Origin of the sequence: Lysinibacillus sp. NPDC093197, from assembly GCF_044754025.1 — a bacterium.
Classification (GTDB): Bacteria; Bacillota; Bacilli; order Bacillales_A; family Planococcaceae; genus Lysinibacillus.
Genome location: NZ_JBIVOH010000010.1, coordinates 1 through 24,332, shown reverse-complemented (window position 1 = coordinate 24,332; position 24,332 = coordinate 1). Strand labels below are relative to the sequence as shown.

23 protein-coding genes are annotated in these 24,332 nt (G+C 38.3%); 20 read left to right on the top strand and 3 right to left on the bottom strand.

The features are described 5' to 3' along the window. Positions 1 to 15: 15 nt before the first annotated feature. From ACIP9G_RS20315 to ACIP9G_RS20245, 15 genes are all read left to right on the top strand, one after another. Complete coding sequence (locus ACIP9G_RS20315) at positions 16 to 1,632, top strand: ABC transporter substrate-binding protein (protein WP_401021793.1); 1,617 nt, start codon at positions 16 to 18, stop codon at positions 1,630 to 1,632. A 248-nt stretch (positions 1,633 to 1,880) separates the two neighbouring features. Next, positions 1,881 to 2,885: an ABC transporter permease gene (locus ACIP9G_RS20310; protein WP_340822358.1), complete on the top strand. Its 1,005-nt coding sequence runs from the start codon at positions 1,881 to 1,883 to the stop codon at positions 2,883 to 2,885. Positions 2,886 to 2,900: 15 nt separating this feature from the next. After that, positions 2,901 to 3,794 (top strand): nickel transporter permease, encoded by an 894-nt coding sequence (nikC, locus tag ACIP9G_RS20305; RefSeq protein ID WP_340822360.1) that lies wholly within the window; start codon positions 2,901 to 2,903, stop codon positions 3,792 to 3,794. Between the two features lie 292 nt (positions 3,795 to 4,086). Continuing rightward, positions 4,087 to 4,701, top strand: a complete 615-nt coding sequence (locus ACIP9G_RS20300) for a TerD family protein (protein WP_340822361.1) — start codon at positions 4,087 to 4,089, stop codon at positions 4,699 to 4,701. A 24-nt stretch (positions 4,702 to 4,725) separates the two neighbouring features. Then, positions 4,726 to 5,307 (top strand): TerD family protein, encoded by a 582-nt coding sequence (locus ACIP9G_RS20295; protein WP_340822363.1) that lies wholly within the window; start codon positions 4,726 to 4,728, stop codon positions 5,305 to 5,307. Positions 5,308 to 5,344: 37 nt separating this feature from the next. Then, positions 5,345 to 5,920 (top strand): TerD family protein, encoded by a 576-nt coding sequence (locus ACIP9G_RS20290; protein ID WP_340822364.1) that lies wholly within the window; start codon positions 5,345 to 5,347, stop codon positions 5,918 to 5,920. Positions 5,921 to 6,070: 150 nt separating this feature from the next. Next, on the top strand, positions 6,071 to 7,285 hold the full coding sequence (locus ACIP9G_RS20285; RefSeq protein ID WP_401021790.1) for an HpcH/HpaI aldolase/citrate lyase family protein: 1,215 nt from the start codon (positions 6,071 to 6,073) through the stop codon (positions 7,283 to 7,285). After that, the gene (locus tag ACIP9G_RS20280; RefSeq protein ID WP_401021787.1) at positions 7,242 to 8,603 is read left to right on the top strand and encodes a phosphoribosyltransferase family protein; all 1,362 of its coding nucleotides are present in this window, start codon (positions 7,242 to 7,244) and stop codon (positions 8,601 to 8,603) included. The genes ACIP9G_RS20285 and ACIP9G_RS20280 overlap by 44 nt, the downstream gene beginning before the upstream one ends. Next, entirely contained in the window at positions 8,603 to 9,703 is a 1,101-nt protein-coding gene (locus ACIP9G_RS20275) for a cysteine protease StiP family protein (protein ID WP_401021785.1), read from the top strand. The genes ACIP9G_RS20280 and ACIP9G_RS20275 overlap by 1 nt, the downstream gene beginning before the upstream one ends. A 12-nt stretch (positions 9,704 to 9,715) precedes the next feature. Next, complete coding sequence (locus tag ACIP9G_RS20270) at positions 9,716 to 10,534, top strand: HAD family hydrolase (RefSeq protein ID WP_401021783.1); 819 nt, start codon at positions 9,716 to 9,718, stop codon at positions 10,532 to 10,534. 20 nt (positions 10,535 to 10,554) lie between these two features. Continuing rightward, on the top strand, positions 10,555 to 12,186 hold the full coding sequence (locus ACIP9G_RS20265) for a YceG family protein (protein ID WP_401021780.1): 1,632 nt from the start codon (positions 10,555 to 10,557) through the stop codon (positions 12,184 to 12,186). 22 nt (positions 12,187 to 12,208) lie between these two features. After that, positions 12,209 to 13,249, top strand: coding sequence for a toxic anion resistance protein (locus tag ACIP9G_RS20260; RefSeq protein ID WP_401021778.1), 1,041 nt, complete (start codon positions 12,209 to 12,211; stop codon positions 13,247 to 13,249). A 256-nt stretch (positions 13,250 to 13,505) separates the two neighbouring features. Then, positions 13,506 to 14,180 carry a response regulator transcription factor gene (locus tag ACIP9G_RS20255; RefSeq protein ID WP_401021776.1) on the top strand — a complete coding sequence of 225 codons (675 nt, stop codon included), beginning with the start codon at positions 13,506 to 13,508 and terminating at the stop codon, positions 14,178 to 14,180. Beyond that, a complete protein-coding gene (locus ACIP9G_RS20250; protein ID WP_401021774.1) occupies positions 14,177 to 15,544 on the top strand; it encodes a sensor histidine kinase in 1,368 nt (455 codons plus the stop codon). Before ACIP9G_RS20255 ends, ACIP9G_RS20250 begins: the two co-directional genes overlap by 4 nt. A gap of 187 nt (positions 15,545 to 15,731) precedes the next feature. Further along, entirely contained in the window at positions 15,732 to 16,712 is a 981-nt protein-coding gene (locus ACIP9G_RS20245; RefSeq protein WP_401021772.1) for an alpha/beta hydrolase, read from the top strand. 447 nt (positions 16,713 to 17,159) lie between these two features. Here the strand turns inward: ACIP9G_RS20245 and ACIP9G_RS20240 are convergent, their stop codons facing one another. Continuing rightward, the gene (locus tag ACIP9G_RS20240) at positions 17,160 to 18,248 is read right to left on the bottom strand and encodes an FUSC family protein (protein WP_340822379.1); all 1,089 of its coding nucleotides are present in this window, start codon (positions 18,246 to 18,248) and stop codon (positions 17,160 to 17,162) included. Positions 18,249 to 18,525: 277 nt separating this feature from the next. Next, positions 18,526 to 19,812, bottom strand: a complete 1,287-nt coding sequence (locus ACIP9G_RS20235) for a glutamate-1-semialdehyde 2,1-aminomutase (RefSeq protein WP_401021769.1) — start codon at positions 19,810 to 19,812, stop codon at positions 18,526 to 18,528. Between the two features lie 131 nt (positions 19,813 to 19,943). Between ACIP9G_RS20235 and bcp the strand changes: the two genes are divergently transcribed. The 4 genes from bcp to ACIP9G_RS20215 all read left to right on the top strand — a co-directional run bounded on the left by bcp (position 19,944) and on the right by ACIP9G_RS20215 (position 22,504). Further along, entirely contained in the window at positions 19,944 to 20,420 is a 477-nt protein-coding gene (gene bcp / locus ACIP9G_RS20230; RefSeq protein ID WP_401021767.1) for a thioredoxin-dependent thiol peroxidase, read from the top strand. Continuing rightward, on the top strand, positions 20,417 to 21,361 hold the full coding sequence (locus ACIP9G_RS20225) for a D-2-hydroxyacid dehydrogenase (RefSeq protein WP_401021765.1): 945 nt from the start codon (positions 20,417 to 20,419) through the stop codon (positions 21,359 to 21,361). The genes bcp and ACIP9G_RS20225 overlap by 4 nt, the downstream gene beginning before the upstream one ends. Positions 21,362 to 21,477: 116 nt before the next feature. Continuing rightward, the gene (gene perR / locus ACIP9G_RS20220) at positions 21,478 to 21,921 is read left to right on the top strand and encodes a peroxide-responsive transcriptional repressor PerR (RefSeq protein WP_173479551.1); all 444 of its coding nucleotides are present in this window, start codon (positions 21,478 to 21,480) and stop codon (positions 21,919 to 21,921) included. 217 nt (positions 21,922 to 22,138) lie between these two features. Further along, positions 22,139 to 22,504 carry a hypothetical protein gene (locus ACIP9G_RS20215; RefSeq protein ID WP_401021762.1) on the top strand — a complete coding sequence of 122 codons (366 nt, stop codon included), beginning with the start codon at positions 22,139 to 22,141 and terminating at the stop codon, positions 22,502 to 22,504. A gap of 65 nt (positions 22,505 to 22,569) precedes the next feature. Here ACIP9G_RS20215 and ACIP9G_RS20210 read toward each other — a convergent pair whose 3' ends face one another. Further along, on the bottom strand, positions 22,570 to 22,923 hold the full coding sequence (locus tag ACIP9G_RS20210; protein WP_340822385.1) for a YgzB family protein: 354 nt from the start codon (positions 22,921 to 22,923) through the stop codon (positions 22,570 to 22,572). 149 nt (positions 22,924 to 23,072) lie between these two features. Here ACIP9G_RS20210 and ACIP9G_RS20205 point away from each other — a divergent pair, with 149 nt between their 5' ends. Further along, positions 23,073 to 23,957: a nucleotidyltransferase-like protein gene (locus ACIP9G_RS20205; protein WP_340822386.1), complete on the top strand. Its 885-nt coding sequence runs from the start codon at positions 23,073 to 23,075 to the stop codon at positions 23,955 to 23,957. Positions 23,958 to 24,332: the final 375 nt, after the last annotated feature.

Here is a 24,332-nt window from a genome sequence, read left to right as displayed (position 1 = left end):
TTAGGGGGAAAATAAATGAAGAAAAAGAAGCTTTGGTCATTAGGCGTAATGCTAATCCTTGTTCTCTCGACAATCTTAGCTGCGTGTGGTGGTAGCTCTGATGGCAAGGATACAGGTTCAAAAGATACGTCTACTGGCGGCGATTCAGCTAACGGCAGTGAAAAAACTTTAGTATATGGTCGAGGTGGGGACTCTACTGCACTTGATCCAGCGACAGTAACAGAAGGTGAATCTTTTAAAGTTACAGTGAATCTCTATGAAACACTTATTAACTTTGGAGATGAAGATGTTACATTGCATCCAGGTTTAGCAAAATCATGGGAAGCTTCAGATGATGGATTAACTTATACATTCCAACTTGAAGAAGGCGTAAAGTTCCACGATGGGTCTGATTTTAATGCAGAAGCAGTCGTGAAAAATTTCGAGCGCTGGAAAGCTGGCGCTGATAAGTTCCCGTACTTCATGTCCCAATTTACAATGGGCGGTGAGCAAGTAATTGAAGCAATTACAGCAGAAGGCGATTACACAGTTGTATTTAAACTGAAGCAACCGCAAGCACCATTCTTGAAAAACTTAGCAATGTCACCATTCGCAATTGCTTCTCCAACTGCATTCGAAGCGAATGACGATGCACTTATCGATAATCCAGTTGGAACAGGTCCATTCAAATTTGTAAAATGGACACGAAATGATTCTATTACAATTGAGAAAAATCCTGACTATCGTATTGCAGGGTTCCCGAAATTAGATAAAGTAATTTTCCGTTCGATTCCTGATAACTCAGCGCGCTTAAATGCATTAAATAATGGCGAGGTAGATGTTGTCGATGGTTTAAGTCCATCTGATAAAGGATCAATCGAAACAAATGGCGATTTACAATTAATCGAACGTCCTTCTATGAACGTTGGTTATCTTGGTTTAACAGTAACACGCCCTCCATTTGATAATGTAAAAGTTCGTCAAGCAGTAAACTATGCAATTGATAAGCAAGCATTAGTAGATGCTTTCTATGAAGGGTTAGCGCAACCTGCGAAAAACCCAATGCCACCAGTTATTGCTGGCTACAACGATGATATTACAGGTTATGCGTATGATCCTGAAAAAGCAAAAGCTTTACTGAAAGAAGCAGGCTATGACGGTAAAGAAATTGAGCTATGGGCAATGCCAGTACCACGTCCATATATGCCAGATGGTCAAAAAATTGCAGAAGCAATTCAAAAGAATTTAGCTGATGTAGGTATTCCATCTAAAATCGTTTCATTCGAATGGGCTACGTATTTAGAAAAAGCTCAAAATGGTGAGGCGGATGCGTTCTTACTTGGATGGACTGGTGATAACGGCGATGCTGATAACTTCCTTTACACATTATTAGACGCTGATAATATCGGCTCAAACAACTACACGTTCTATGACAACCAAGAGTTACACAAATTATTTGTGGCTGCACAAACAGAAGTGAACGAAGACAAACGTATTGAACTTTACAAACAAGCGCAAACAATTATTTCTGAGGATGCTCCATGGGTTCCACTTGCACACTCAATTCCTATTTTAGCTGCAAGTACAAAAGTTACAAATTACCATGCACATCCAACGGGTTCTGACCGTTTAGAAGCAGTAGATATGAATTAGACAATAGAGAAATGAAAATTGTCGCTTACTCATAGTGACGTAACAAGATTTTTACAGCTTTGGACTTTGTCTAGCGTTGTAAAAACGGGTTGTGACTATGTTGGTCGCAACCCGTTTTTCTGTATGAAAGACAAACCATCTAAACGTCTATCGTTTGTTGAAGGCTGTCCCTTTCTACAGTATGTGTATTGACTTCAATGCTTTTCGTAGCAAAAGTATAATTAGAAAATTACAGAGAGGTGAAGAAGATGCTTCACTATATGGGAAGACGTTTATTTCAATTAATCCCAGTTTTGCTTGGAATGACTTTTATCGTCTTTATGTTAATTCGTTTAATTCCTGGTAACCCCGCGCAAGTGATTTTAGGTCAGCAGGCGACGAAAGAGGCGGTTGAGGCATTAAACGCAAGTTTAGGATTAGACAAGCCATGGTACACACAATATTTCGGCTATTTAGGTGGTATTTTTCAGGGCGATTTAGGCGTTTCATTGCGTACGAAGTTACCTGTTTCACAAGAAATTTTTCCATATTTAGCGGCAACAGCAGAATTAGCTATCTTTGCGATGATTATCGCAATTATTGTTGGTGTCAATGCAGGTATTATTTCAGCTTGGTTCCAAAATTCATGGTTTGATTATTTAGCAATGGTCATTGCTTTAATTGGTGTATCTGTGCCAGTCTTTTGGCTAGGATTGATGGAACAATGGGCGTTTAGCATTAACCTTGGCTGGTTCCCAACATCTGGACGTGATAATGTCCGTGACCCAATAACCGCCATTACGCATTTTTATTTGCTCGATACGCTCATTCAAGGGAGATTTGATCAGTTTACGGAAGTTATAAAGCGATTAGTGTTACCAGGGGTGGCACTTGCTACGATTCCGATGGCGATTATTGCCAGGATTACCCGCTCGTCTATGCTTGAGGTAATGCGCTCCGATTATGTTCGTACAGCTAGAGCAAAAGGACAAAAAATGTTTATCGTCGTTTATAAACATGCATTGAAAAATGCCGTAATCCCGGTATTAACAGTAATTGGTTTACAAACAGGGTTGTTACTTGGCGGCGCCATTTTAACAGAAACGATTTTCAGTTGGCCAGGCATTGGTCGTTATATTTATGATGCAATTGGCTTCCGTGATTATCCAGTTATCCAATCGGGTATTTTAATCGTTGCGTTTATTTTCATCATGATCAATTTAATTGTCGATCTACTTTATACAGTGATAGATCCACGCATTAAATACAAATAGGAGGGAGATGCGATAATGACTGGTGCGATAGAAATTAAAAAAGAAGCAATAGCAAGTCGAGAGCGTGCGGCAGGTCCTTGGAGAGAAGGCTGGCGAAGCTTTAAAAAAAGCAAAATCTCCCTAGTTGGTGCTGGGATAGTAATATTTTTTATACTACTTGCTGTATTTGGTCCAATGATTGCTCCTCAGGGGATTAATGAACAAGATTTATCAAAACGGTTATTGGCACCTTCAAGTGCACATTGGTTTGGAACAGATGACTTTGGTCGGGATATTCTTTCACGAATTATATATGGTGCGCGTATTTCGTTAAGGATTGGATTTTTTGCCGTTATTCTTTCGGTAGTTGTAGGAAGTACACTTGGAATTCTTGCAGGCTATTATGGAAAATGGATAGATACAATTATCTCTCGAATTTTTGACATTATGTTGGCGTTTCCTAGCATTTTATTAGCAATCGCTGTAGTGGCTGTACTTGGGCCGTCATTACAAAATGCTTTAATTGCGATTGCGATTATTAACGTCCCTAACTTTGGGCGGTTAATTCGATCAAAAGTGTTAAGTGTAAAAGAAGAGGAATATATCGTAGCAGCAAAAGCGATAGGGATGCGAGATTCGCGTATTTTGTTTTCTCACATTTTACCAAACTCAATGACGCCAATTATTGTACAGGGAACATTAGCAATTGCGACAGCGATTATTGAAGCAGCTGCACTAGGCTTCTTAGGATTAGGGGCTCAAGCACCAGCACCAGAATGGGGTAAAATGCTAGCTGATGCCCGTATCTACTTATTAAAGGCGCCATGGACAATGATTTTCCCAGGCTTAGCGATTATGCTAACGGTACTAGGTTTTAATTTAATGGGTGATGGTTTGCGAGATGCACTAGATCCGAAAATGAAAAGCTAATATGTAAAATAGCCTTCTACTGAAAAAGCTAGAAGGTTTTTTTACTTGTTAAGACGAATAAATGAACTAACTATAAATTTACAATTTCATCCTGGAGCCATTATTTGAATTTTATGTAATATTATTTTAGACTTAATTTATGCTGACATACATACTTTATTGACGCAGCTACTGCTCACTAATGAAGGTTTTGAGGAAGCGTACAAGACTTATTATAAGAAGAAGTATATCGATGCTTATACTGTTAGCAACTTTTTAGCAGAGGCGCATTCAAATAAGGAGGGCATTAAAAATGGGGATTAATTTACAAAAGGGACAGCGTGTAGATTTAACAAAAGGCAATGCTGGTTTAAATAAAATTAAAGTAGGCTTAGGGTGGGACCCTGTAAGTCAAACAAAAAGCGGTGGCTTTTTAGGAGGCTTATTTTCGAGTGGTAGAACAGCAGGCAGAGATGTTGACTGTGATTCCTCAGTTTTAATGTTACAGGATGATCGTATAGTTGCAGGAGATGACGTAGTTTACTTCGGAAAATTATCGAGTAAATGTGGATCTGTTGTACATTCTGGTGATAATTTAACTGGTGCTGGTGATGGTGATGATGAAGTAATTACAGTTGAGCTAGGGGCAGTACCTGCTCAATACAATAAATTAGTATTCGTCGTTAACATTTATGATGCAGCTGGACGTAATCAACATTTCGGTATGATTCAAAATGCGTATATTCGCGTGTACGATGACAAGACAGGTAATGAACTAATTCGTTATAATTTAACTGATAATTATTCGAATTTAACGACGCTAGTGTGTGGTGAAATTTATCGTCACGGTAACGAATGGAAGTTTGCAGCTGTTGGTAACGGTACAAATGATGTAAAACTTGGTGATGTAGTTCGAAGATATCAATAAATATAAATTTGAGGAGGAATACAAATGGGTATTTCATTACAAAAAGGACAAAAAGTAGATTTAACAAAAACAAACCCAGGCTTATCAAATGTAATTGTAGGTTTAGGATGGGACACAAATAAATACGATGGTGGACATGATTTTGATTTAGATTCGTCGATTTTCTTACTTGCTGATACAGGTAAAGTAGCAGATCAAAATGATTTCATCTTCTACAACAATACTATTGGTGGTAATGGTTCTGTTGAACACTCTGGCGATAACTTAACAGGAGTTGGCGAAGGGGATGACGAAATCGTTAAAGTTTCGTTAAAAGAAGTACCTGCACATGTGCAACGCTTAGCTTTCACTGTTACAATCCACGAGGCAGAAGCACGTAGCCAAAACTTTGGTATGGTGTCTAACGCATTTATCCGCATTGTAAATGCCGCTACGAATGAAGAAATCGTTCGTTATGACTTAGGTGAAGACTTTAGTATTGAAACGGCTGTCGTTGTAGGCGAATTATACCGTCACGGCGGTGAATGGAAATTTAACGCAATTGGTGCTGGATACCAAGGCGGTTTAGCTGCACTTTGTAATGATTATGGCTTAAGCGTAAACTAACGGTTTAACTTTACACGAGAAAGGGAGTTTTTTTCTAATGGGTATTCAGTTAAGTAAAGGACAACGCATTGATTTAATGAAACAGGATCCAGGCTTAAATAATGTAGGGATTGGTTTAGGCTGGGATGTTAAACAATTCGATGGAGGAAGTGACTTTGACTTAGATGCATCAGTGTTTTTATTGGATGCATCGGGAAAATGCCGTAATGAACAAGACTTTATTTTCTATAATAATCTAACAAGTCCCGATAAATCGGTCCAGCATATGGGTGATAACCGTACTGGTTTAGGTGATGGAGACGATGAAAAAATTCTTGTGAATTTAAAGCAAGTATCCCCTCAAATTGAAAAGATTGTTGTAACAGTGACAATTTACGATGCTGAAGGTCGCCGTCAAAATTTCGGACAAGTATTAAATGCATATGTTCGTTTATCGAACGAAGAATCTGGTTCAGAAGTTCTTCGCTATGATTTAGCAGAAGATTTCAGTATTGAAACCGCGGTCGTATTTTGTGAGCTGTACCGTCATAATGGCGAATGGAAATTTGCCGCTGTTGGCTCTGGCTATCAAGGTGGGCTCGCTTCATTAATCAATGCTTATGGTCTAGAGTAATTAAAGTACGATGTATATCTGCAATGTCCACTAGTAGGCATTAATTTAAATCATGATGAACTTAACGGAAGGCACTGTATTAGTCTGTATAAACAGGTTGATGCAGTGTCTTTTTTACAAAGGTCATTCTTTGATGAGGGAGAGAATTGGATGCAATATTTTGCAACTGAAGCGGAGACGATTTTTTATCAACAACCACGCACATTTACTAAACTAGATTCACCAGATATTTTATCGTACGCATTAGGTGCAACGCTATATATGCCTGCATCTATGCCTAACATTATTGAAATGGTACAATCACAAAAATATCAAGATTTAAAGTCGTTTGTTATAGATTTAGAGGATGCAGTTGGAGATGCAGAGTTAACGAGCTGTGAAGAAAAAATAATAGAGGATATAAGCGCACTCTATACACTTTATGTCCATAACGAAATTTTGCTTGAAGATTTGCCACTCCTATTTATTCGTGTGCGGAGTATAGAGCAATTTAGACTTTTGACGTCTGTATTAGGAAAGCAACAGGAAGTGCTTACGGGCTATGTATTTCCTAAGTTCACAGCTAGACAAGGAGCTGCCTATTTTGAAATACTTGAGCAAACGATTGAACAGCATCAGCTAACGCTATATGGAATGCCTATTTTAGAAAGCCGAGACATTTTATATAAGGAGTCTCGAATGGAAGCTTTATTTGCGATACGAGATGTGCTGCGTCAATATAGAAAACGTGTACTTAACGTACGTATCGGTGCTACTGATTTTTGTGGAATTTATGGAATTCGTCGTCGAGTAGACTCAACAATTTATGATATAGCCGTTATTCGAGATTGTATTGCAGATATCGTCAATGTACTAGGTCGTGAGGAAGATGACTTTGTTATTTCGGGACCAGTATGGGAGTATTTCAGTAATGAACGGGTATTAAAACCAACGCTAAGAGCTACACCATTCAGTGAAAAGGGAGCTTTATATGCACGTAAGGCACTACTTGATGATTATTTGGATGGCTTGATGAAGGAAGTAATTTTAGACAGACAAAATGGCATTTTAGGTAAAACAATTATACATCCAAGTCATATTCGAATTGTACATGCACTTTATGTTGTTTCTTATGAGGAATATGTAGATGCTACTAGTATTATTGATAATGAAGGGCAAAAGGGTGTTTTAAAAAGCCATTATGCCAATAAAATGAATGAAATGAAGCCACATATGAGATGGGCACAGAAAGTTTTACGCCAAGCACATATATATGGTGTATACAATGAATCTGCAGATTTTGCCTCTCTCTTATTGAATGCAAGTGTAGGAGGAAGTACGGATGACGAAGTTCAACAACAAGATGAACATTATTCAAGATTATAAAATTGATATCGAGATTACCCAAAATCCTTATGATTTTGCGATGACGGATTTATTCAAAATGGCGACACGTATTAATAAAAAGAGACAGTTTTTATTTGTGAGTACCGTCCTTGGTAAGCATTTAGCAGTTCGTCCACAGGTGCCGATTTTGACAGGCGCATTATTAGCAATGATGTATCATGAAAAACTGGTTGGTCATGATTGTTTGTTATTACAGCCAGTTGTACAGGCGATAAAAAATCAGCAAAATATGCAAGGGATTTTACAGCAAGTAGAGGAGCAAAGACTGGAACTAGCAGAGGAAGTTTTATTTATCGGCTTTGCTGAAACGGCAACAGCTCTTGGTCATGCTGTTTTCAATGCTTTTAAGTCCAATGCAACTTATGTCCATACGACGCGAGAACTACTACCAGAGCTCGAACCGTTTGTCACTTTCGAAGAAGAACATTCGCACGCGACGAGTCATCGCGTGTACTGCGAGCAACCTGAAAAACTGCTGCAGGCAAAACGAATTGTGCTCATTGACGATGAAATTACAACAGGAAATACAGTGGTAAACATTATTGAAACACTACACCAAAAGTTCCCTACTGTTCAGCATTATTCTGTTTTATCGATTTTAGATTGGCGTTCGCCACAGCAACAAGCGATGTTTGCGGAGCTAGAGGCTAGGTGGGGAGTAACGATTGATTTTGTATCGATTATGAGTGGGCAATTTATTTGTGATGGCACACCACTTTTAACAAATTATCAGGTGCAAAGTACCTCTCAAGCAACAACAGAAATGAAGTTGCTTTCAGTGAACGAGGTAGTTGAACAGAAACATTACTATTCTATCGCTGAAAATGGTGTGGAAAATAGAGCGCCTTATATGTTAGCAACAGGTCGATTAATGTTAACGACTGAGCAACATGCTGCCCAAAAGAAGCTGTATCAAACTATCGCGGATCAGTTACGAGGGCTTCGTACAGATGGACCAGCACTTGTCATCGGTACAGGGGAGTTTATGTATGTGCCAATGCAGATAGCGACTTGTTTAGGAGAGGATGTTTATTTCCAATCAACGACACGTAGCCCAATTTATTGTGCAAATAATCCATCCTATACAATAACAGAAAAAATTGCTTTCGAAAGTCCAGAAAATAATGGTGTTGAAAATTACTTATACAACTTACATAGCCATTCATATTCGGAACTTTTTTTAGTCGTAGAACGTATAGCCAATGAAGAGGTAGTGGCAAGGGCAGTACATGCATTGAAATCTGTAAGTAACGCAAATATTTATGTGATTTGTATGCACGAATGGGGGACTGAATAATGCATGAAATGAAGCAACCAGATAAAATGGGAAGCTATTCACCTGAAGATGTTGTCTTTTTACTACGAGATATTAGTAACGTTAACTTAGAAATAGATAATGAACAGCGTGAACGACTTATTCAATCGGGTACCCACTATTCAGAAATGTTGCCAGTAGAGTATCTTCCTTCTGAAGCATATATGAACCTGTTTTATCGAACGTTAGATGATTATGCACAACGTATTGCGGTTGCTGTAGGATTGGTGGCTCAACAAATTGTAGAGCGCCGTGGTTTAGAACATTTAGTGCTTGTTAGTTTAGCGAGAGCAGGAACGCCTATTGGTATTTTAATTAAGCGTTATATAAAAATGCATTATAACGTGGACGTTCCTCACTATACTATTTCGATTCTCCGAGGTCGGGGTATTGATGACTACGCTATCAAATACATATTTACTCAGCACCCACTTGCACAAATTCAATTTATTGATGGTTGGACAGGGAAAGGCGCGATTACGAGAGAATTACAACAAGCGTGTGAAAGCTTTAATGAGCAAAACAATAAACAGTTGGATGCGACATTAGCAGTACTTGCTGATCCAGGACATTGTGCAGCAATCTATGGTACACGTACTGATTTTTTAATACCATCCGCATGTTTAAATTCAACTGTTTCGGGCTTAGTTAGCCGAACAGTATGGAATGCACAGTTCATGGATGTAAATGATTTTCACGGGGCAAAATTTTATAAAGAACTACAAGTGGCTGATGTATCCAATGTATATATTAACCGTATTAGCGCGTATTTTTTACAAGTAGAGAATGATGTGGAGCAACAGCTTCGTGAACGAATACCATCTACAATTACATGGCAAGGGTTGGAAACCGTTGTTGCTATTCAACAACATTATGGCATAACAAATAGTAACTTTGTGAAGCCAGGAGTGGGGGAAACAACACGGGTATTACTTCGCAGAGTCCCTTGGAAAATTTTAATTAACCCTAAATATGTGCATGAATTAGCGCACATTTTACTATTAGCTAAGGAAAAAAATGTGGAAATTGAAGAATATCCACAAATGTCCTATGCATGCTGTGGCTTAATAAAAGAAGTGTAGAGGAGAGAAGACATGCTACTATTTACATCTGATTTAGATCGTACGCTTATTTACTCCCAGCGCATGATGGATAAGTATCCACCAAATACAGCTCCAATTACAGCTGAACGAAAAGATGGGGAAGCACTTAGTATGATGACTGAAGTAACGATGTCATTATTGCAACAGGTCCACCAACAAACATTATTCGTTCCTGTTACAACACGTGCAATACATCAGTATGAACGAATACATGTAATAAAAGAGCTGCGTCCTACTTTTGCAATTACGAGTAATGGGGGTACAATAATAGAACAAGGACGCCCTAATATGGAATGGTCCAAAATTTTACGCAAAAGAATTGAAGATTCCTCAATTCCTCAAGCAGATTTGGTACGCCAATTTAATAGCATAAAATCAGATGAATGGCTTCAACAATCGTTCTATGTTGATGAGCTATTTTATGTTCATTATGTGGATTGTAATATTTTACAGCAGGACGAAGTGCAGGCAATAATTCAAGACTTTGCAGTACATGGTTGGCATGTACTGCTGCAAGGACGAAAATTGTACTTTATGCCAAAAGCGCTTACGAAAGAAGCCGCAATTTCGTATTTGAAGGAGCATTGTACATATAATATGCACTTGGCAGCGGGTGATTCCATAATGGATTATGGAATGCTCGCTTTGGCTGATAGAGGTTATACGCCATACCACGGTGACTTAAAAGACAAACAACCTCAAATACTAAAGAACACAGTATATTCGGCTCATAGCGGTGAAGCATTTACAAAATATTTATTAGAAGATGTATTACAATTGGCTGCCAAGCAACCGATTGTGGAAGTATGATGTAAGGAGGTGATGCTTGTATGCAAACAGTCACAATTGAATCGATATTAGAAAGAGATTCTTATGATTGGCTACAAGCCTTCCAAGATACAGCTAACGCGCGAACAGTTTACGAGGTAACAGCACAACACGTACGTTTTAGTCGTATTGCTGTACGTATATTAGGTGTCCCGATAGAAGAAGATGATTATTTTAATTCCTTATATACAATGTCACAAAATCCAAATGTCCATATTTTAAGCGAAGAATTAAACAAACATATTGAGCAAAAGGATTTTCAGGCATTGCAAACGATTTTAGAACAACATCAGCAATCCCCTAAAGGCTTGTCGATTAATCGACTGATTGCCATGATGTATGGTCATCAACTTATTCCTAAGCATGATGATCCTTCGATGAATCGTCATTTACAGCTAGTGACGATGCGAGTAGTGGAGCGCTTCAGAGATCAGCAATCACTTGGATTACTAGCGAATGACTTTCGACGCTTTTTAATTGATATGGTGAAGTGGCTCAAAAACCATTGGATTCAGTGGACAAAAGCGATGAAACCGACAGATGATTTTCCGAAGGTCGTTTGGTATGGTGAAACAACAATTAGTCAGCGCTATTTTCTCCTATTATTAATGGAGCTTGGCTGCGATGTGTTAATCTTCCATCCTGCGGCGATTGATGAATTTGCTACTGTGGATCCGACAGATGCATTTTCTGTTACGCACTCCTATGTAAGTCAAACAGCGTTACAGCCATTCCCAGATAAATTACGTGATCGCCAAGCTACAGTTGGCTATAGTTCTAGCCAACATTTTGAACACTTAATGCATGACCAGCATTCTGGTGTTTATCGACCATGGCAATTTAAAGATCATTTGCCGCGTTCATTAACACTACGTATGACATATGATGATATTTTTATTTATGCCAATGAAAAGGCGATGGTTCGCCCGAAATTTGAGGTGCTTAGGGATGAAGTAATCATTCCTGTAATTTTCGCGAAAATTAGTGGTGTATCTAGTAGCCGTGAAGAATATTGGGGGTATATGCATCAACTGCTTGCTAGCCCACAAGCTGTATTTGTGCATGAATTTCCATATGCAAAAACGAGTAGAGCTAATTTTCATTTTCACTATAAGCATTGTTTAGTGAATGGTGAACTATCTACGGAGCGGATTATGCAAAGTGATTGGTGGCAATATGATGATTTGACATTGGAGCTACAATCAGCAATTGCTCATACAATTAAAACGTCCTGTGAACAGCCCATGCTGAAACTGCAGCCAAATGAGTCACAGTACGAATTGCAATTATTTATATTTAAACAAATGACGATGATTCCAAAAGATATATTGCGCCTATTACAAAGTTTTGATTATGCTCAGGAAGTTCCCAAAGTGGTGCTCTATCAAGCTCCGCAGCAGCCGTCATTATCACGAGAAGATATTGCTCTTTTAGCATTTTTAAATCGTTTTGGCGTGGATATTATTTTTTACAATCCAACAGGAAAGCTTGATATAGAAAAACATTTGCTAGAGGATACGTTTGATGGACATCGTCTAGAGCATATGGTGTTTGACTTACAATTTGAAGAGCCAAAGCAACAAAAGGCAAAGCCTGATAAAATGATTAAAAAATTATTTAACCGTTTCTTCTGACGGCTTGGAAAGGAGGAACACGATGTCAAATAGAGCTATTGTCCTTGAACGATTGACAGCTGAAACGGCAGATCAAACAAAACAACAGCTATGTCAAAATCCAGAAGTACAGCATATTGCAAATCATATCAATATAAAAAATAAACTTGAATTAACGGAGCTCGGGAAGGAACCAGCAGTTAAGCTTTCTCGTTTCTCAGACCAAATTTTAAAAACGATAGCCCATTCAAAAGTAAATGAATCCAATGAATTGTTAAAACAGCTTGAAGCGCTAATGTCTAAGTTTGATAAAAAAGAAGTCATTGCGCAACAAGGCTTTTTTGGGAGACTGTTTAAACGAGCTCCAAAAAATAAGGAAGATTTGTATGCTAAATATAATACTCTTGGTAGAGATATTGAAAAAGTCCATTATCAATTTGTGCTAATGGAAGAAGCATTGGCAAATGATAATCGAATGCTTGCTCGCTTGTATAACGAAAATTTGTCGTATTATTTGGAGCTTGAAAAATATATCATAGCAGCAGAAATGAAACTAGACGAGATAAAGACAACGCTAATTCCGATGTATGAAAAACAAAGTGATGCAGGTAATCAAATTGCTAAAATGGAGCTTACAACTTTACAAGCAATTGCCGAAACACTTGCACAAAAAATTGATGAGCTTGAAAAATCGCGTTTGGTAGCAATTTTAGGGGCAACACAAATGGATATGCTACGCAATGGCAATAGTGAGTTAATGGAGCAAATAAACGGAGCGTTTATTACGACAATTCCCGTTTTTAAATTAGGTATTATGAATGCGGTGAATGAAAAGCGGCAACAGCTACATCAGGAATCCGTAGCTGCTTTTGAAAAGCGCATGAAGCAATTTGGTGAAGAAAATAATCGTGCTGTTTTGCAAAGCTTAGAATATGCGCAACAAAGTGAGACGACTATGACGCTCGAAGAAATGTGGGAGACAATCGTTACTGGTATTGCAAGTTATCGTCAAATACGAGCTGAACAAGCAACTAAGCGTCAACAAATAGAACAACAACTAATGGCATTAAATAGTGAAGCCTAAAAAAGCTGACACCATATTAAGGTGTCAGCTTCAAACGTTTGTTTTGTCTATTGGCCTTCATTTGCAGGTTTACCACGCCTGTTTCTTTGCGAAGCCTTGTCAATTGAGTGGCAAATTAGTTGGAAAGAAACACATGAAATCTACAGGTCGATAAATCAAAAAACTGTATTACTTTGGTTAATCATCATACATGTTAGCTTATAGTATAATGATTACTTGAAATAATGCGGTGGAAAACAGGGAAAAGAGGGAACAGATGTCTACTATACTAGTTGCTGACGACGATGCGAACATTCGCGAACTCGTCTGTTTATTTCTACGCAACGACGGATTCGAAACAGTTGAAGCAGCGGACGGCAAGGAAGCACTGGCCGTCTACAACTCAACGAATGTCGATCTTGTCATACTTGACATTATGATGCCGATTATGGATGGTTGGACGTTAAGCAAGGAGCTCCGAAGAGCCAATCCTGATCTACCTTTACTTATGCTGACTGCGAGAGGAGAAACATGGGAGAAAGTGAAAGGTTTCGAACTTGGGACGGACGATTATTTAACGAAACCATTCGATCCGTTAGAGTTGACGGTTCGTGTTAGGGCACTACTCAAACGATACAAGATTGGCTCCACGCAGACGATCCATTTCGGGAACGTCATTCTTGATCGACAGACCTATAAGGTGACGAAGGGGACGGAGACGCTTACGTTGCCACTAAAGGAGTTTGAATTGCTGTATAAGCTCGCTGGAACACCAGGACAAGTCTATACGCGCGTGCAGTTGATCGATCAGATTTGGGGTATCAATTACGCTGGAGATGATCGAACGGTAGACGTACATATTAAACGGCTGCGTGAACGGTTCGCGACTACACCCGATTTTCGGATCGAAACGGTGCGCGGGCTTGGGTATCGGCTTGAGGTTTATGAATGATCAGATCCTTATATATACGTGTTATCCTGACATTTTTAGTCTCCATCATCGGGGGCACGATCATTTCTTTTTTTGTGTCAACTTGGATATTCGAAGATAAATTGAACGAAAATGCTCAAACCAACTTACGTAACTTTGGTCAAGACATCGTCCAGATTTACAACACCCTTCCGTTACATGAAGCGGACATGTTCGTAAGTGAAATGAAGCAACTCGATTCTTATTATATTCGAATTTACGAAACAACGGGTCAGTTCAAGTCTTACGGTAAACTTCACGGACACAAACCTGCGCCTGTGACGAGAGAGCAACTAAAGAAAGCATTAGATGGAGGTGTTGTTCAAGAAACTCCTAATGGTATTGCCACGGTCCTCTTAGGGTTGCCGTTGAAAACGGAAATGGGAACGAAAGCGATATTTCTGGAAGCGCTCGCCCCTCCTTCGGCCTCTTATGTCACAAAGTGGGCATTGGTCTTTGCAACATGTTCGTTGATTGCAGGAAGCTTATTGATTCTAGTTGCCTCTGTATACCTGGTAAAACCAATCAAAAAGCTGACAAAAGCGACCAAGCGGATAGCATCTGGAGATTTCAACGTCAAGTTGAATATTAAGCAAACGAGTGAGCTGGGTACTTTGGCTCGCAGCTTCGAAGAAATGATGCACGATCTGCAGCAACTTGAGCAGATGCGCAGGGAATTCGTAACGAACGTGTCGCACGAGGTTCAGTCTCCACTCACTTCGATATCCGGTTATGCTCTAGTGCTTAAGCAAGTTGATCTTTCAGAATACGAACGAAGCCGTTATCTTGATATTATCATCGCTGAAGCGAAAAGGATGTCCAAAATGAGTGATAGCCTGCTAAAGCTGAGTTTGCTTGAATCGCAGTCAAAGCAACTGCAGCTCGTCACGTTCAGCCTCGATGAACAAATCAGACGGATAATCGTGGCGCTCCAGCCACAATGGTCTGCTCGCGATATACATTTCGAGCTTGATTTACAGACAGTTAAAGTAACGGCTGACCATGACCTGTTAAATCAGGTATGGACGAATATCCTTAGAAATAGCATCAAATTTTCCGAGGATGCCAGCGTAATTAACGTAAGCATTAAACAAGATATCAAAAACGTGACAATCCTAATATCCGACACTGGTATTGGTATTCACCTTGACGACCAAAAGCGTATATTCGAGCGTTTTTTTAAGGCCGATCGTTCCCACAGTCGTAAGTATGACGGAAGTGGTATGGGACTCGCTATCGTTAAACAGATTGTGTCGCTTCATCAAGGTGACATCCGAGTGAAAAGTGAACTTGGTCAAGGAACGACCTTCATTGTCACCTTGCCAATCACTACACCAATAGATTAGTTAGATTCATTCTCTATGCTACGACTCATATGCAAGCTTATTTGCATATGAGTCGTAGCATTTTTTTTTTGACAGTTCATATTCAGTTCATATTGTCGTCATGAGGAGTACATCTTCATTTGTTAAGGTTTCATTACAGGCACATGAAGGAAGACAATCAACCAGATCAGGACAGGAGAAGATGACAGTGATACAACAAGAGGAAAAGAAAACGCTGAGTGGAACGAAAATAAAGAAAGTGCGAAACATCTTACTTAAAATCATAGGAGCAATCGTTCTAGCCATTGTACTTTTTTTAGGTATTGTTTATACCGTAAATGTGATGAGTAGTCATTCGGAGCAAAAACGAATCGTGCCTTACGGGCAGCATGTATCTGTAGACGGGAAAAACATGAATGTGTTAATTCAAGGCGAGGGCAAGGAAACAATCGTGCTCCTGCCTGGTTATGGAACAGCTACTCCAGGGCTTGATTTTAAGCTTCTTATCGATGAATTATCTCCATTTTACAAAGTTGTTGCGATAGAGCCTTTCGGTTATGGATTAAGTGATGAAACTGTAAAAGAGCGGACCACGGAGAACATTGTAAGTGAAGTTCATGAAGCTCTACAGCAGCTTCATATTAACAGATATATGCTCATGGGCCACTCCATTACAGGCATTTATGGAATTGATTATGTGAACAAATATCCAAACGAGGTGACTGCATTTGTCGGAATCGATAGCAGTGTTGCAACACAACCGGGTATGGATATGAATTTCCCATTAAAAACGTTTGCATATCTCAAAAAATCAGGTCTCTTAAGATTGGCTATGAAAATCAGTGCTGACCCCTATGCTGGACTGGCATTTAATGAAAAAACCGTAGAGCAAATGAAAATGATTTCAAATAAAAACATGTATAATGACACAACCTTGAATGAGATGGACCATATTTCGTCTAATTTTAAAGGGGCTCAAGGTTTAACCTTCCCTAAATATCTTCCACTTCTTCTCTTTGTACAAGCGAATAACGAAGATGTAGCAGGATGGTTACCTCTGCATGAAGAGCAGATCAAAGACTCGGTACATGGAAAACTAGTAACCATGGATGGATCACATTATTTACACCATACCAAATTTAAAGAAATCGCTGAAAACGTTAGACTATTTATGAAAGAAGTAAAGTAAGTGTTCAAAGAAAGGTTCATCCGTTAATTTATGAATTTGTCTACAGTCTGCAAGACCATCGTTTAGATGGTCTTTTTTACATCCAAACAGGGATTGATTGGTGTCGACATATACAATAGCCCAGTTCAGTCTCATTCAAAAGGTTGTAATGATCCATGCAGAAAAATGAGTTGAATAAAGCATTTAATCAGGATGAGGGGAGGGGGATGACGGTCTGTACGAAAATGAATCGACTTTTAGAATAAGACAAACAAAATAAAAAGAAGCCGTTTTCCCTTAGCGTAGGAGAAAACGGCTTTCGAAGCGAAGCGGAGAAGGAGGCTTAAGTAACACCCGCGGAAAGCGAGCAATCCGTACCGTCAACATGTACATAGAAGTTTACAAGGCAAGCCCCAAACACGAAAAGTAGTGGTAGGGATTGCCCAAATAGCTTTGTTAATTGGCCTATTAAATAAACTCTTCCTCAATTTCCAAGTTGATTTCTTCACCGTGATAGTTTTGATAGGACACAATTAATGTATCTAAGTGCTCTAAATTTTCTTCGTAATCTAAAATACGCGATAAAATATACAGAAGGTGATAGCTTGAAAATTCTGTATCGCCTTCTTCGTGCGCAAAGGTCACTTGATGGATAAAAATCTCCATTAACTGATTGCGTTGGATGTAGTCGATATGGTTGCTCCATTCGGAATGCTCAGGCTTTAATTTCCCCGTATATTTCAGTAACAGCTGCTCATGGTAGGTAAGCAGAAAGTCTAGACGCTCTTGAATCATTAAATGGAATTGTGTCGGTAAATGTGCTAATTCGTTTTCATGATTATGCAGACGTTGTAACAATTCTAGACTCTTTTTTGAAGTAGTAATCATTTGACGGTACACAACTAATTTCCGTGCTTTGACGTATTTTTTATTTTTAAAGTAATTTCGTTCTTCCTTGAAAAACTCATAAAGTGTGTCGACTCTAAGCATACGTTCTCTAAATTTGTTTAAAGCCGTTTTAGTAGAAGTATGCTCAGAAGCTTGACGAACAGCTAGTCTCGTCCAGCGAATAATATCATCCTGTAAAAAGTAAATTTTACGGAAAAGCTTTACTTCGTATTTTGGCGGTAAAAACACAAGATTTACAACAAATGCTGCTAAAACCCCAACTAAAATTGTAAGAAAGCGAATTAAACCAAACGTAAGAAAGTCATCACCCTGTATTTCCATAATGGCTACAACGGAAACAAGTGCAAGAGACAGTGACTTTTCAAGCTTGAATTTTAACATTAATCCTATTGCGATAATTACTGCAATACCAACAGCCACGACGTGGTGACCGAAAAGTAAGCCAAAGATTACGGCAATGGAGGCTCCTATTATATTTGCTTGTACTTGTTCAACTATCGTTTGATATGAGCGATATATGGACGGCTGAATCGCAAAGATTGCTGCAATTCCAGCAAAAACTGGGGATGGTAATTGCAGGAGCTCAGCAACAAATAGAGCAAAGACAATAGCTACGCCAGTTTTAAATACACGGGCACCTAATTTCATAATAAAATCGATGTCCTTTCTGTCTAATATTTTTAACTTGCTTCAGCAGAAGTGCTCCACTGCTATAAGTGGGAGTGAATCAAGTTAAAGGCCTCAGCGGATGTCTCAGATTTTAAGAGGAGCTCAAGCAGGCTCAAAAAAATCTGGATACAATTACGCCGAGTCGTAATTAATGCTTCTTTACATTATAGAAGGAAGTTCTTAGAAAATACATAGATTTGTATATCGTAATATAAAAAAGGCGACTCTCATATGAAAGTCGCCTTTTTTCGCCCTATTATAGTTGAGAAAATGCATAATCGACAGCTTCGATTGTTTCACGAATATCTGCTTCTGTATGCTCAGTTGTTAAAAACCATGCTTCATATTTAGATGGAGCGAGGTTAATGCCTCGGTGAAGCATTAGTTTAAAGAAGCGCCCGAAAATTTCTCCGTCAGTGTTCTCTGCTTGCTCATAATTTTCTACCTTCACATCTGTAAAGTAAATTGTAAGCGCACCTTTTAGACGATTTAAAGTAATTGTTACACCATGTTTTGTTGCAGCCGCTAAAATACCGTCTTCTAAAATCGCACCAAGTCGATCCATTTCATCGTAAATACCTGGAGTAGCTAATACTTCTAAGCAAGCTATACCGGCTTGCATTGATGCAGGGTTTCCTGCCATTGTACCTGCTTGGTATGCTGGTCCAAGTGGAGCAACTGTATCCATAATTTCTTTGCGACCACCGTAAGCACCGATTGGTAAACCACCACCAATGACTTTTCCTAGCGCAGTAAGGTCAGGTGTTAAACCAAGTAATGTTTGTGCGCCACCGTAATGGAAGCGGAATGCCGTAATCACTTCATCGTAAATTGTAAGTGCACCTTTTTCTTTCGCTGTAGCATGCACTAATTCTAAAAATCCAGGTTTTGGTTCAACAATTCCAAAGTTGCCTACAATTGGCTCAATTAAAATAGCAGCAATTTGATCGCCCCATGTATTCATCGCTTCAGTAAATGCTTCTGGATTGTTAAATGGTACCGTAATTACTTCTTCTGCCGTAGCAGTCGTTACACCCGCTGAGTCTGGTGTGCCTAATGTAGCTGGTCCAGAGCCTGCAGCTACTAATACTAAGTCAAAGTGACCGTGGTAGCAGCCAGCAAACTTCATAATTTTTGTACGGCCAGTATAGGCACGAGCAACACGGATCGTTGTCATTACTGCTTCTGTACCAGAGTTGTTAAAGCGTACTTTATCCATTGAAGGAATGGCTTCTTTAAGCATTTTTGCAAAAGTTACTTCGTATTCAGTTGGAGTTCCAAATAAAGTCCCGTTTTCAGCGGCATTTGAAATTGCCTTAGCGATATGTGGATGGCCATGACCTGTAACAAGTGGGCCATATGCCGCTAAATAATCGATGTAACGGTTGCCGTCAACATCCCAAAAATAAGCTCCTTTTCCTCGAGCCATTGCAACGGGAGATCCCCCACCAACTGCTTTATATGAACGAGAAGGGCTATTCACACCACCAACGATATGTAAAAGCGCTTCTGCGTGTACTGCTTCGGATTTTGAGTGATTCATAAATATGCCTCCTAAGTAATTATACTTAATCTATTGTAGACCTATCAGTGTAAGAAATCCAAAGAAAATAAGGGATATGACTTGATTTGTTACTTAGAGTAAAATAAGAAATGCAAAAGGAGGAGTTTGTTATGACATTAGTAGAAGGACAGAAAGTACCCGATTTTTCACTTGTTAATGACAAAGGGGAGTACGTACAATTAGCAGATTTCAGGGGCAAAAATGTAATTTTGTACTTTTATCCGAAAGATATGACACCAGGTTGTACAACAGAGGCATGTGATTTCCGTGATAAGCATGAAGACTTCAGTCAGTTAAACGCTGTTATATTAGGTGTGAGCCCTGATAATGTCCAAAAGCATACAAAATTTATTGATAAGCATGGGCTACCTTTTACACTATTAGTGGACGAGGATCATGCAGTAGCGGAGGCTTATGGCGTATGGGTGTTAAAGAAAATGTATGGACGCGAATATATGGGGATTGAACGTTCTACCTTTTTAATTGATACAGATGGTAATCTTATAAAGGCTTGGCGTAAAGTACGCGTAAAAAATCATATTGAAGAAGTATACACATATTTAGCAAATCAGGAGGAACATAAATGAGAATTTATTTTACGTTTGAGCCAAGACCCGATTTACGTGAACCGTTAGTAGAGGAATTTTCACAATGTGACTTTGTATTTAAAAATGGGTTATCTACGGATGAACTTCAAAAAGCAGATGTACTAGTTACATATGGCGAAGATTTAAATGATGACAATATGCAACACGCAACGAAACTAAAATGGATATTCGTTGCTTCGGCAGGTGTAGAAAAAATGCCAGCTCAAGCAATTATTGATCGAGGTATTTTAGTATCAAATGTGCGTGGAATTCATAAATCACCTATGGCTGAGTCAATGCTTGCTCATATTTTAGCAATTAAGCGTGCATTGCCGTGGTTATACGAGCATCAGAAGAAAAGAGAATGGTCGAAAAAAGGGAAACAAACTGAATTACGTGATAATACAGCGCTTATATTAGGGCCTGGCGCGATTGGCTCGGAAGTAGGTCGCTTATTACAAGCATTTGGTGTAACTACAATTGGCTGTAACCGTTCAGGTAAAGCAGCACCTTACATGGATGAAATGGTTAGTTTTGCGATGCTAACAGAAGCTTTGCCAAAGGCGGATATCGTCATTTCTGTATTGCCAAAAACAGCGGAAACTACGCATTTATTGAAGGAAGAGCATTTTAGCGCAATGAAAAACGATGCCATTTTCATGAATTTTGGCCGTGGTAATTTAGTAGATGAAAAGGTACTTATTCATGCTATGGAAACAGGTGAAATTGGCTACGCAGTATTAGATGTATTTGAAGAAGAACCACTTAGTGCAAATAGTCCATTATGGTCATGTCCGAATGTCATAGTGTCACCACATGTTTCAAGTCATTCTTCTCGCTATGTGGAACGCAGTTTAGATATTTTTAAACCTAGTTTGATGAAATGGTTAAATGGAGAGACAGCTCTAGAAAATGTAGTGGATTTGTCGAGAGGATATTAAAAAGTAATTTAATTTAGCTGATGTATAGGACGGAAGTTGACAGATGTTAGCTTAATTCGATACACTAATTGTAACAATTATAAATTAATAATACTTATGAAAAGGGGTGCATGACGATGTCTATACCGCATTTACAGGATGCACTTGACACGTTAAAAACAACTGGTGTACGCATTACTCCTCAGCGTCATGCTATTTTAGAATATTTAATTCAATCGATGACACATCCGACTGCGGATGAAATTTATAAAGCGCTTGAAGGAAAATTTCCGAATATGAGTGTGGCAACTGTCTACAATAATTTACGTGTATTCCGTGAAGTAGGATTAGTGAAAGAGCTTACTTATGGGGATGCCTCTAGCCGTTTTGATTTTGTTACAAATGATCATTATCATATGATTTGTGAATGCTGCGGTAAAATTGTCGATTTCCATTACCCAGGTTTAGATGAAATCGAACACTTCGCTTCACAAGTAACAGACTTTGATGTGCACACACACCGTCTAGAAATCTACGGCACGTGTCCAGCATGTAAAGATGTTGCAGCGAAAGTACAATAAGTTTTCTTGGAGTTTTTACGAAAGCGTATGAATGAAAACGTTTAAAAAAGCAAGTGGGCATTAGCTCGCTTGCTTTTTATAATGGAACGAAAAAGATTTTCTTTAAATAGACTGAACATTCTCGATATAAATAATGTACGTTAAGAATAAAGCGTTGGAGATTGGAGCATAGCAAATGAGTATCTCTGACAATTGAACAGTTAGTAGGAGGGATATAATGAATGTACAATTAGGGAGTAGTAATTACTTTAGTACATTAAAAAAAGAAGAACGTTTATCGGATAATTTGTTTTTAGCAAACCAAAAAAGAAAAGCAACATATGAAATAAAAAAAGAGAATGGCTATATACGCCATATAGTAACGAAAGAAAATGGCGAAAAAGTAATTGTAAGAGAAGTGAAAATTTCAAAGCAAGAAGAACAAGAACAGTCTTCTGGTGAGGTAAACGATATGATTACGCAAAAATTAGTAGAGCAAATGATGCAATCATTCGATGACAGGCAGAATCAACAGAAATTTTTCAAAACTGGTATAGCTGGTCTAAAAGAAAAACAAATTTCTAAATATATAGTGAGCATCTAATATCGGTTATTTCTATAATAGTAGTGGCGGTAATAATAAGAAAATTCCTAGCTCTTATATGAGGGCTAGGAATTTTTTGCTTTGTTATTATAAGATTGATCGAACTCTTTTCCTTCAAGTGTTGGATCTAGTGTTAATGGTTCGTTACAGTACATGCACATATCGACACGACCTAAAACCTTCGTATGCTTATGGCAATTCGGGCACTCTACTTGAACTGCTCTTGTTGAGAGAAGGCCAATCCAAGCATAGACAACTGTACTACCAATAATACACAGTAAACCAAGCGTCATGAAGATTAAGACAAGGATAGGATGGTTTTTGAAGAATATTCCCCCATACATAACAACAAAGCCGATAAAAATAAGTGCTAATGCAAATGAACGGATTTTATTAATTTTACTTTTGTAAGGTTTCATACAATATCTTGCCTCCCAATCTAAAATCTACTATAACATATAAGAACAAAGTATTTTAGTTTTGACTAAAAGGCAAAGAAGGAATACTTTCAGAGTATGTCGAAATTTTAACGAAATAAAGTCATATAACAAATAGAGGAGGACTGAACATGGAGCAAGTTTTGCGCCCGATATACCAAGAACGTGCGAGTCAGTCTAATACATTAGGTGTCATTTTAATGGAGAAGCGTGAAGAACAAAGTAACGTTACTGACACATTCGATACGATATTACTAATTATTGTGAAGGAAGCGGATCAACCTGTTTTCTCAAAGCATTATTTATATGAGGGGAATAAGGTAGCCTTACATACTGTTACAGAGAAATTGTTACGCAAGTGGTTACTAATCGGCTCTAACAAAAAAGTAGTTGATTGGATTTTCTTTGGCAGAGTGTTGTTTGATCGTAATGAATTCCTTCATAAATTAAAAATTGAACTACAAGAGTTCCCGTTTAGCGGTCGGAAAATTAAAACAGGTATTCAATTTTCAAAATTAATTCGACGTTATTTAGAAGGGAAAGAATATTTTGATAAGGGAAGCTACCTGGATGCCTATAATCATGTTGTTGATTCATTGCATCATTTAGGGCGATTGTCCATTATAGATAGTGGGCTTTATCCAGAAGTTACGGTATGGGCGCAAGTGAAAAAGATAGAGCCTGCTATCTATAAGTTATATGAAGAACTTGTTATGAGCAGTGAGCCAATTGAAAAGCGATTAGAGCTTCTATTTTTAGCAAGTGAGTTTTTAATTCATTCACGAACACAGGATGGAGCTCAACATATATTAGAAGTAATGCAAACAAAAGAGACATGGACTATTCAAGAATTACATGATCATCATGAGCTTGTTAACTATTCTGTAGACTTAGAAGTATTTGTAGAGTATTTAGTGGATAAAGGCTACATACTTATTGAACCTGTCGTTGCAAAAAGTGAAATGATATTCCACCGGCATTATAAGGTGGATAAAGAGTCTATAGAATTTGAATAAGCCATATAGTATGCTAGTTATCGAGGTATAGAAAATACCTCGATATTTTTTCAAAAAAAAGTGTTGACGTTTAATATATTGATATTGTATTATATTAATTGTCGCTAAGACATACCAAGAACACTTAAAAACGAGTGAAAAAAACTTTTGAAAAGTTATTGACGCAAGTTGAATAAGGTGTTAAGATAAAGAAGTCGCTGAAAAACGACAAAACACATGAACCTTGAAAACTGAACAAGCAAAACGTAATCAATATAGTTTCTATTAACTAACTTCGTTGGTGAACGAAACAAAATTTTGGACATCAAAATTGATGCCAGCAAAACAATTTGAGCTAATCAAATTTCTTTTATGGAGAGTTTGATCCTGGCTCAG

What these genes read in the sequence shown, in the direction of transcription:
- ACIP9G_RS20275 (WP_401021785.1), top strand. Translation starts at nt 8,603, where the DNA reads ATGCATGAAATGAAGCAACCAGATAAAATGGGAAGCTATTCACCTGAA.
- ACIP9G_RS20235 (WP_401021769.1), bottom strand. Translation starts at nt 19,812, where the DNA reads ATGAATCACTCAAAATCCGAAGCAGTACACGCAGAAGCGCTTTTACAT.
- ACIP9G_RS20300 (WP_340822361.1), top strand. Translation starts at nt 4,087, where the DNA reads ATGGGGATTAATTTACAAAAGGGACAGCGTGTAGATTTAACAAAAGGC.
- ACIP9G_RS20295 (WP_340822363.1), top strand. Translation starts at nt 4,726, where the DNA reads ATGGGTATTTCATTACAAAAAGGACAAAAAGTAGATTTAACAAAAACA.
- nikC (WP_340822360.1), top strand. Translation starts at nt 2,901, where the DNA reads ATGACTGGTGCGATAGAAATTAAAAAAGAAGCAATAGCAAGTCGAGAG.
- ACIP9G_RS20210 (WP_340822385.1), bottom strand. Translation starts at nt 22,923, where the DNA reads ATGAAACCTTACAAAAGTAAAATTAATAAAATCCGTTCATTTGCATTA.
- ACIP9G_RS20250 (WP_401021774.1), top strand. Translation starts at nt 14,177, where the DNA reads ATGATCAGATCCTTATATATACGTGTTATCCTGACATTTTTAGTCTCC.
- ACIP9G_RS20315 (WP_401021793.1), top strand. Translation starts at nt 16, where the DNA reads ATGAAGAAAAAGAAGCTTTGGTCATTAGGCGTAATGCTAATCCTTGTT.
- bcp (WP_401021767.1), top strand. Translation starts at nt 19,944, where the DNA reads ATGACATTAGTAGAAGGACAGAAAGTACCCGATTTTTCACTTGTTAAT.
- ACIP9G_RS20260 (WP_401021778.1), top strand. Translation starts at nt 12,209, where the DNA reads ATGTCAAATAGAGCTATTGTCCTTGAACGATTGACAGCTGAAACGGCA.
- ACIP9G_RS20255 (WP_401021776.1), top strand. Translation starts at nt 13,506, where the DNA reads ATGTCTACTATACTAGTTGCTGACGACGATGCGAACATTCGCGAACTC.
- ACIP9G_RS20310 (WP_340822358.1), top strand. Translation starts at nt 1,881, where the DNA reads ATGCTTCACTATATGGGAAGACGTTTATTTCAATTAATCCCAGTTTTG.
- ACIP9G_RS20240 (WP_340822379.1), bottom strand. Translation starts at nt 18,248, where the DNA reads ATGAAATTAGGTGCCCGTGTATTTAAAACTGGCGTAGCTATTGTCTTT.
- ACIP9G_RS20280 (WP_401021787.1), top strand. Translation starts at nt 7,242, where the DNA reads ATGACGAAGTTCAACAACAAGATGAACATTATTCAAGATTATAAAATT.
- ACIP9G_RS20285 (WP_401021790.1), top strand. Translation starts at nt 6,071, where the DNA reads ATGCAATATTTTGCAACTGAAGCGGAGACGATTTTTTATCAACAACCA.
- ACIP9G_RS20270 (WP_401021783.1), top strand. Translation starts at nt 9,716, where the DNA reads ATGCTACTATTTACATCTGATTTAGATCGTACGCTTATTTACTCCCAG.
- perR (WP_173479551.1), top strand. Translation starts at nt 21,478, where the DNA reads ATGTCTATACCGCATTTACAGGATGCACTTGACACGTTAAAAACAACT.
- ACIP9G_RS20265 (WP_401021780.1), top strand. Translation starts at nt 10,555, where the DNA reads ATGCAAACAGTCACAATTGAATCGATATTAGAAAGAGATTCTTATGAT.
- ACIP9G_RS20290 (WP_340822364.1), top strand. Translation starts at nt 5,345, where the DNA reads ATGGGTATTCAGTTAAGTAAAGGACAACGCATTGATTTAATGAAACAG.
- ACIP9G_RS20205 (WP_340822386.1), top strand. Translation starts at nt 23,073, where the DNA reads ATGGAGCAAGTTTTGCGCCCGATATACCAAGAACGTGCGAGTCAGTCT.
- ACIP9G_RS20215 (WP_401021762.1), top strand. Translation starts at nt 22,139, where the DNA reads ATGAATGTACAATTAGGGAGTAGTAATTACTTTAGTACATTAAAAAAA.
- ACIP9G_RS20225 (WP_401021765.1), top strand. Translation starts at nt 20,417, where the DNA reads ATGAGAATTTATTTTACGTTTGAGCCAAGACCCGATTTACGTGAACCG.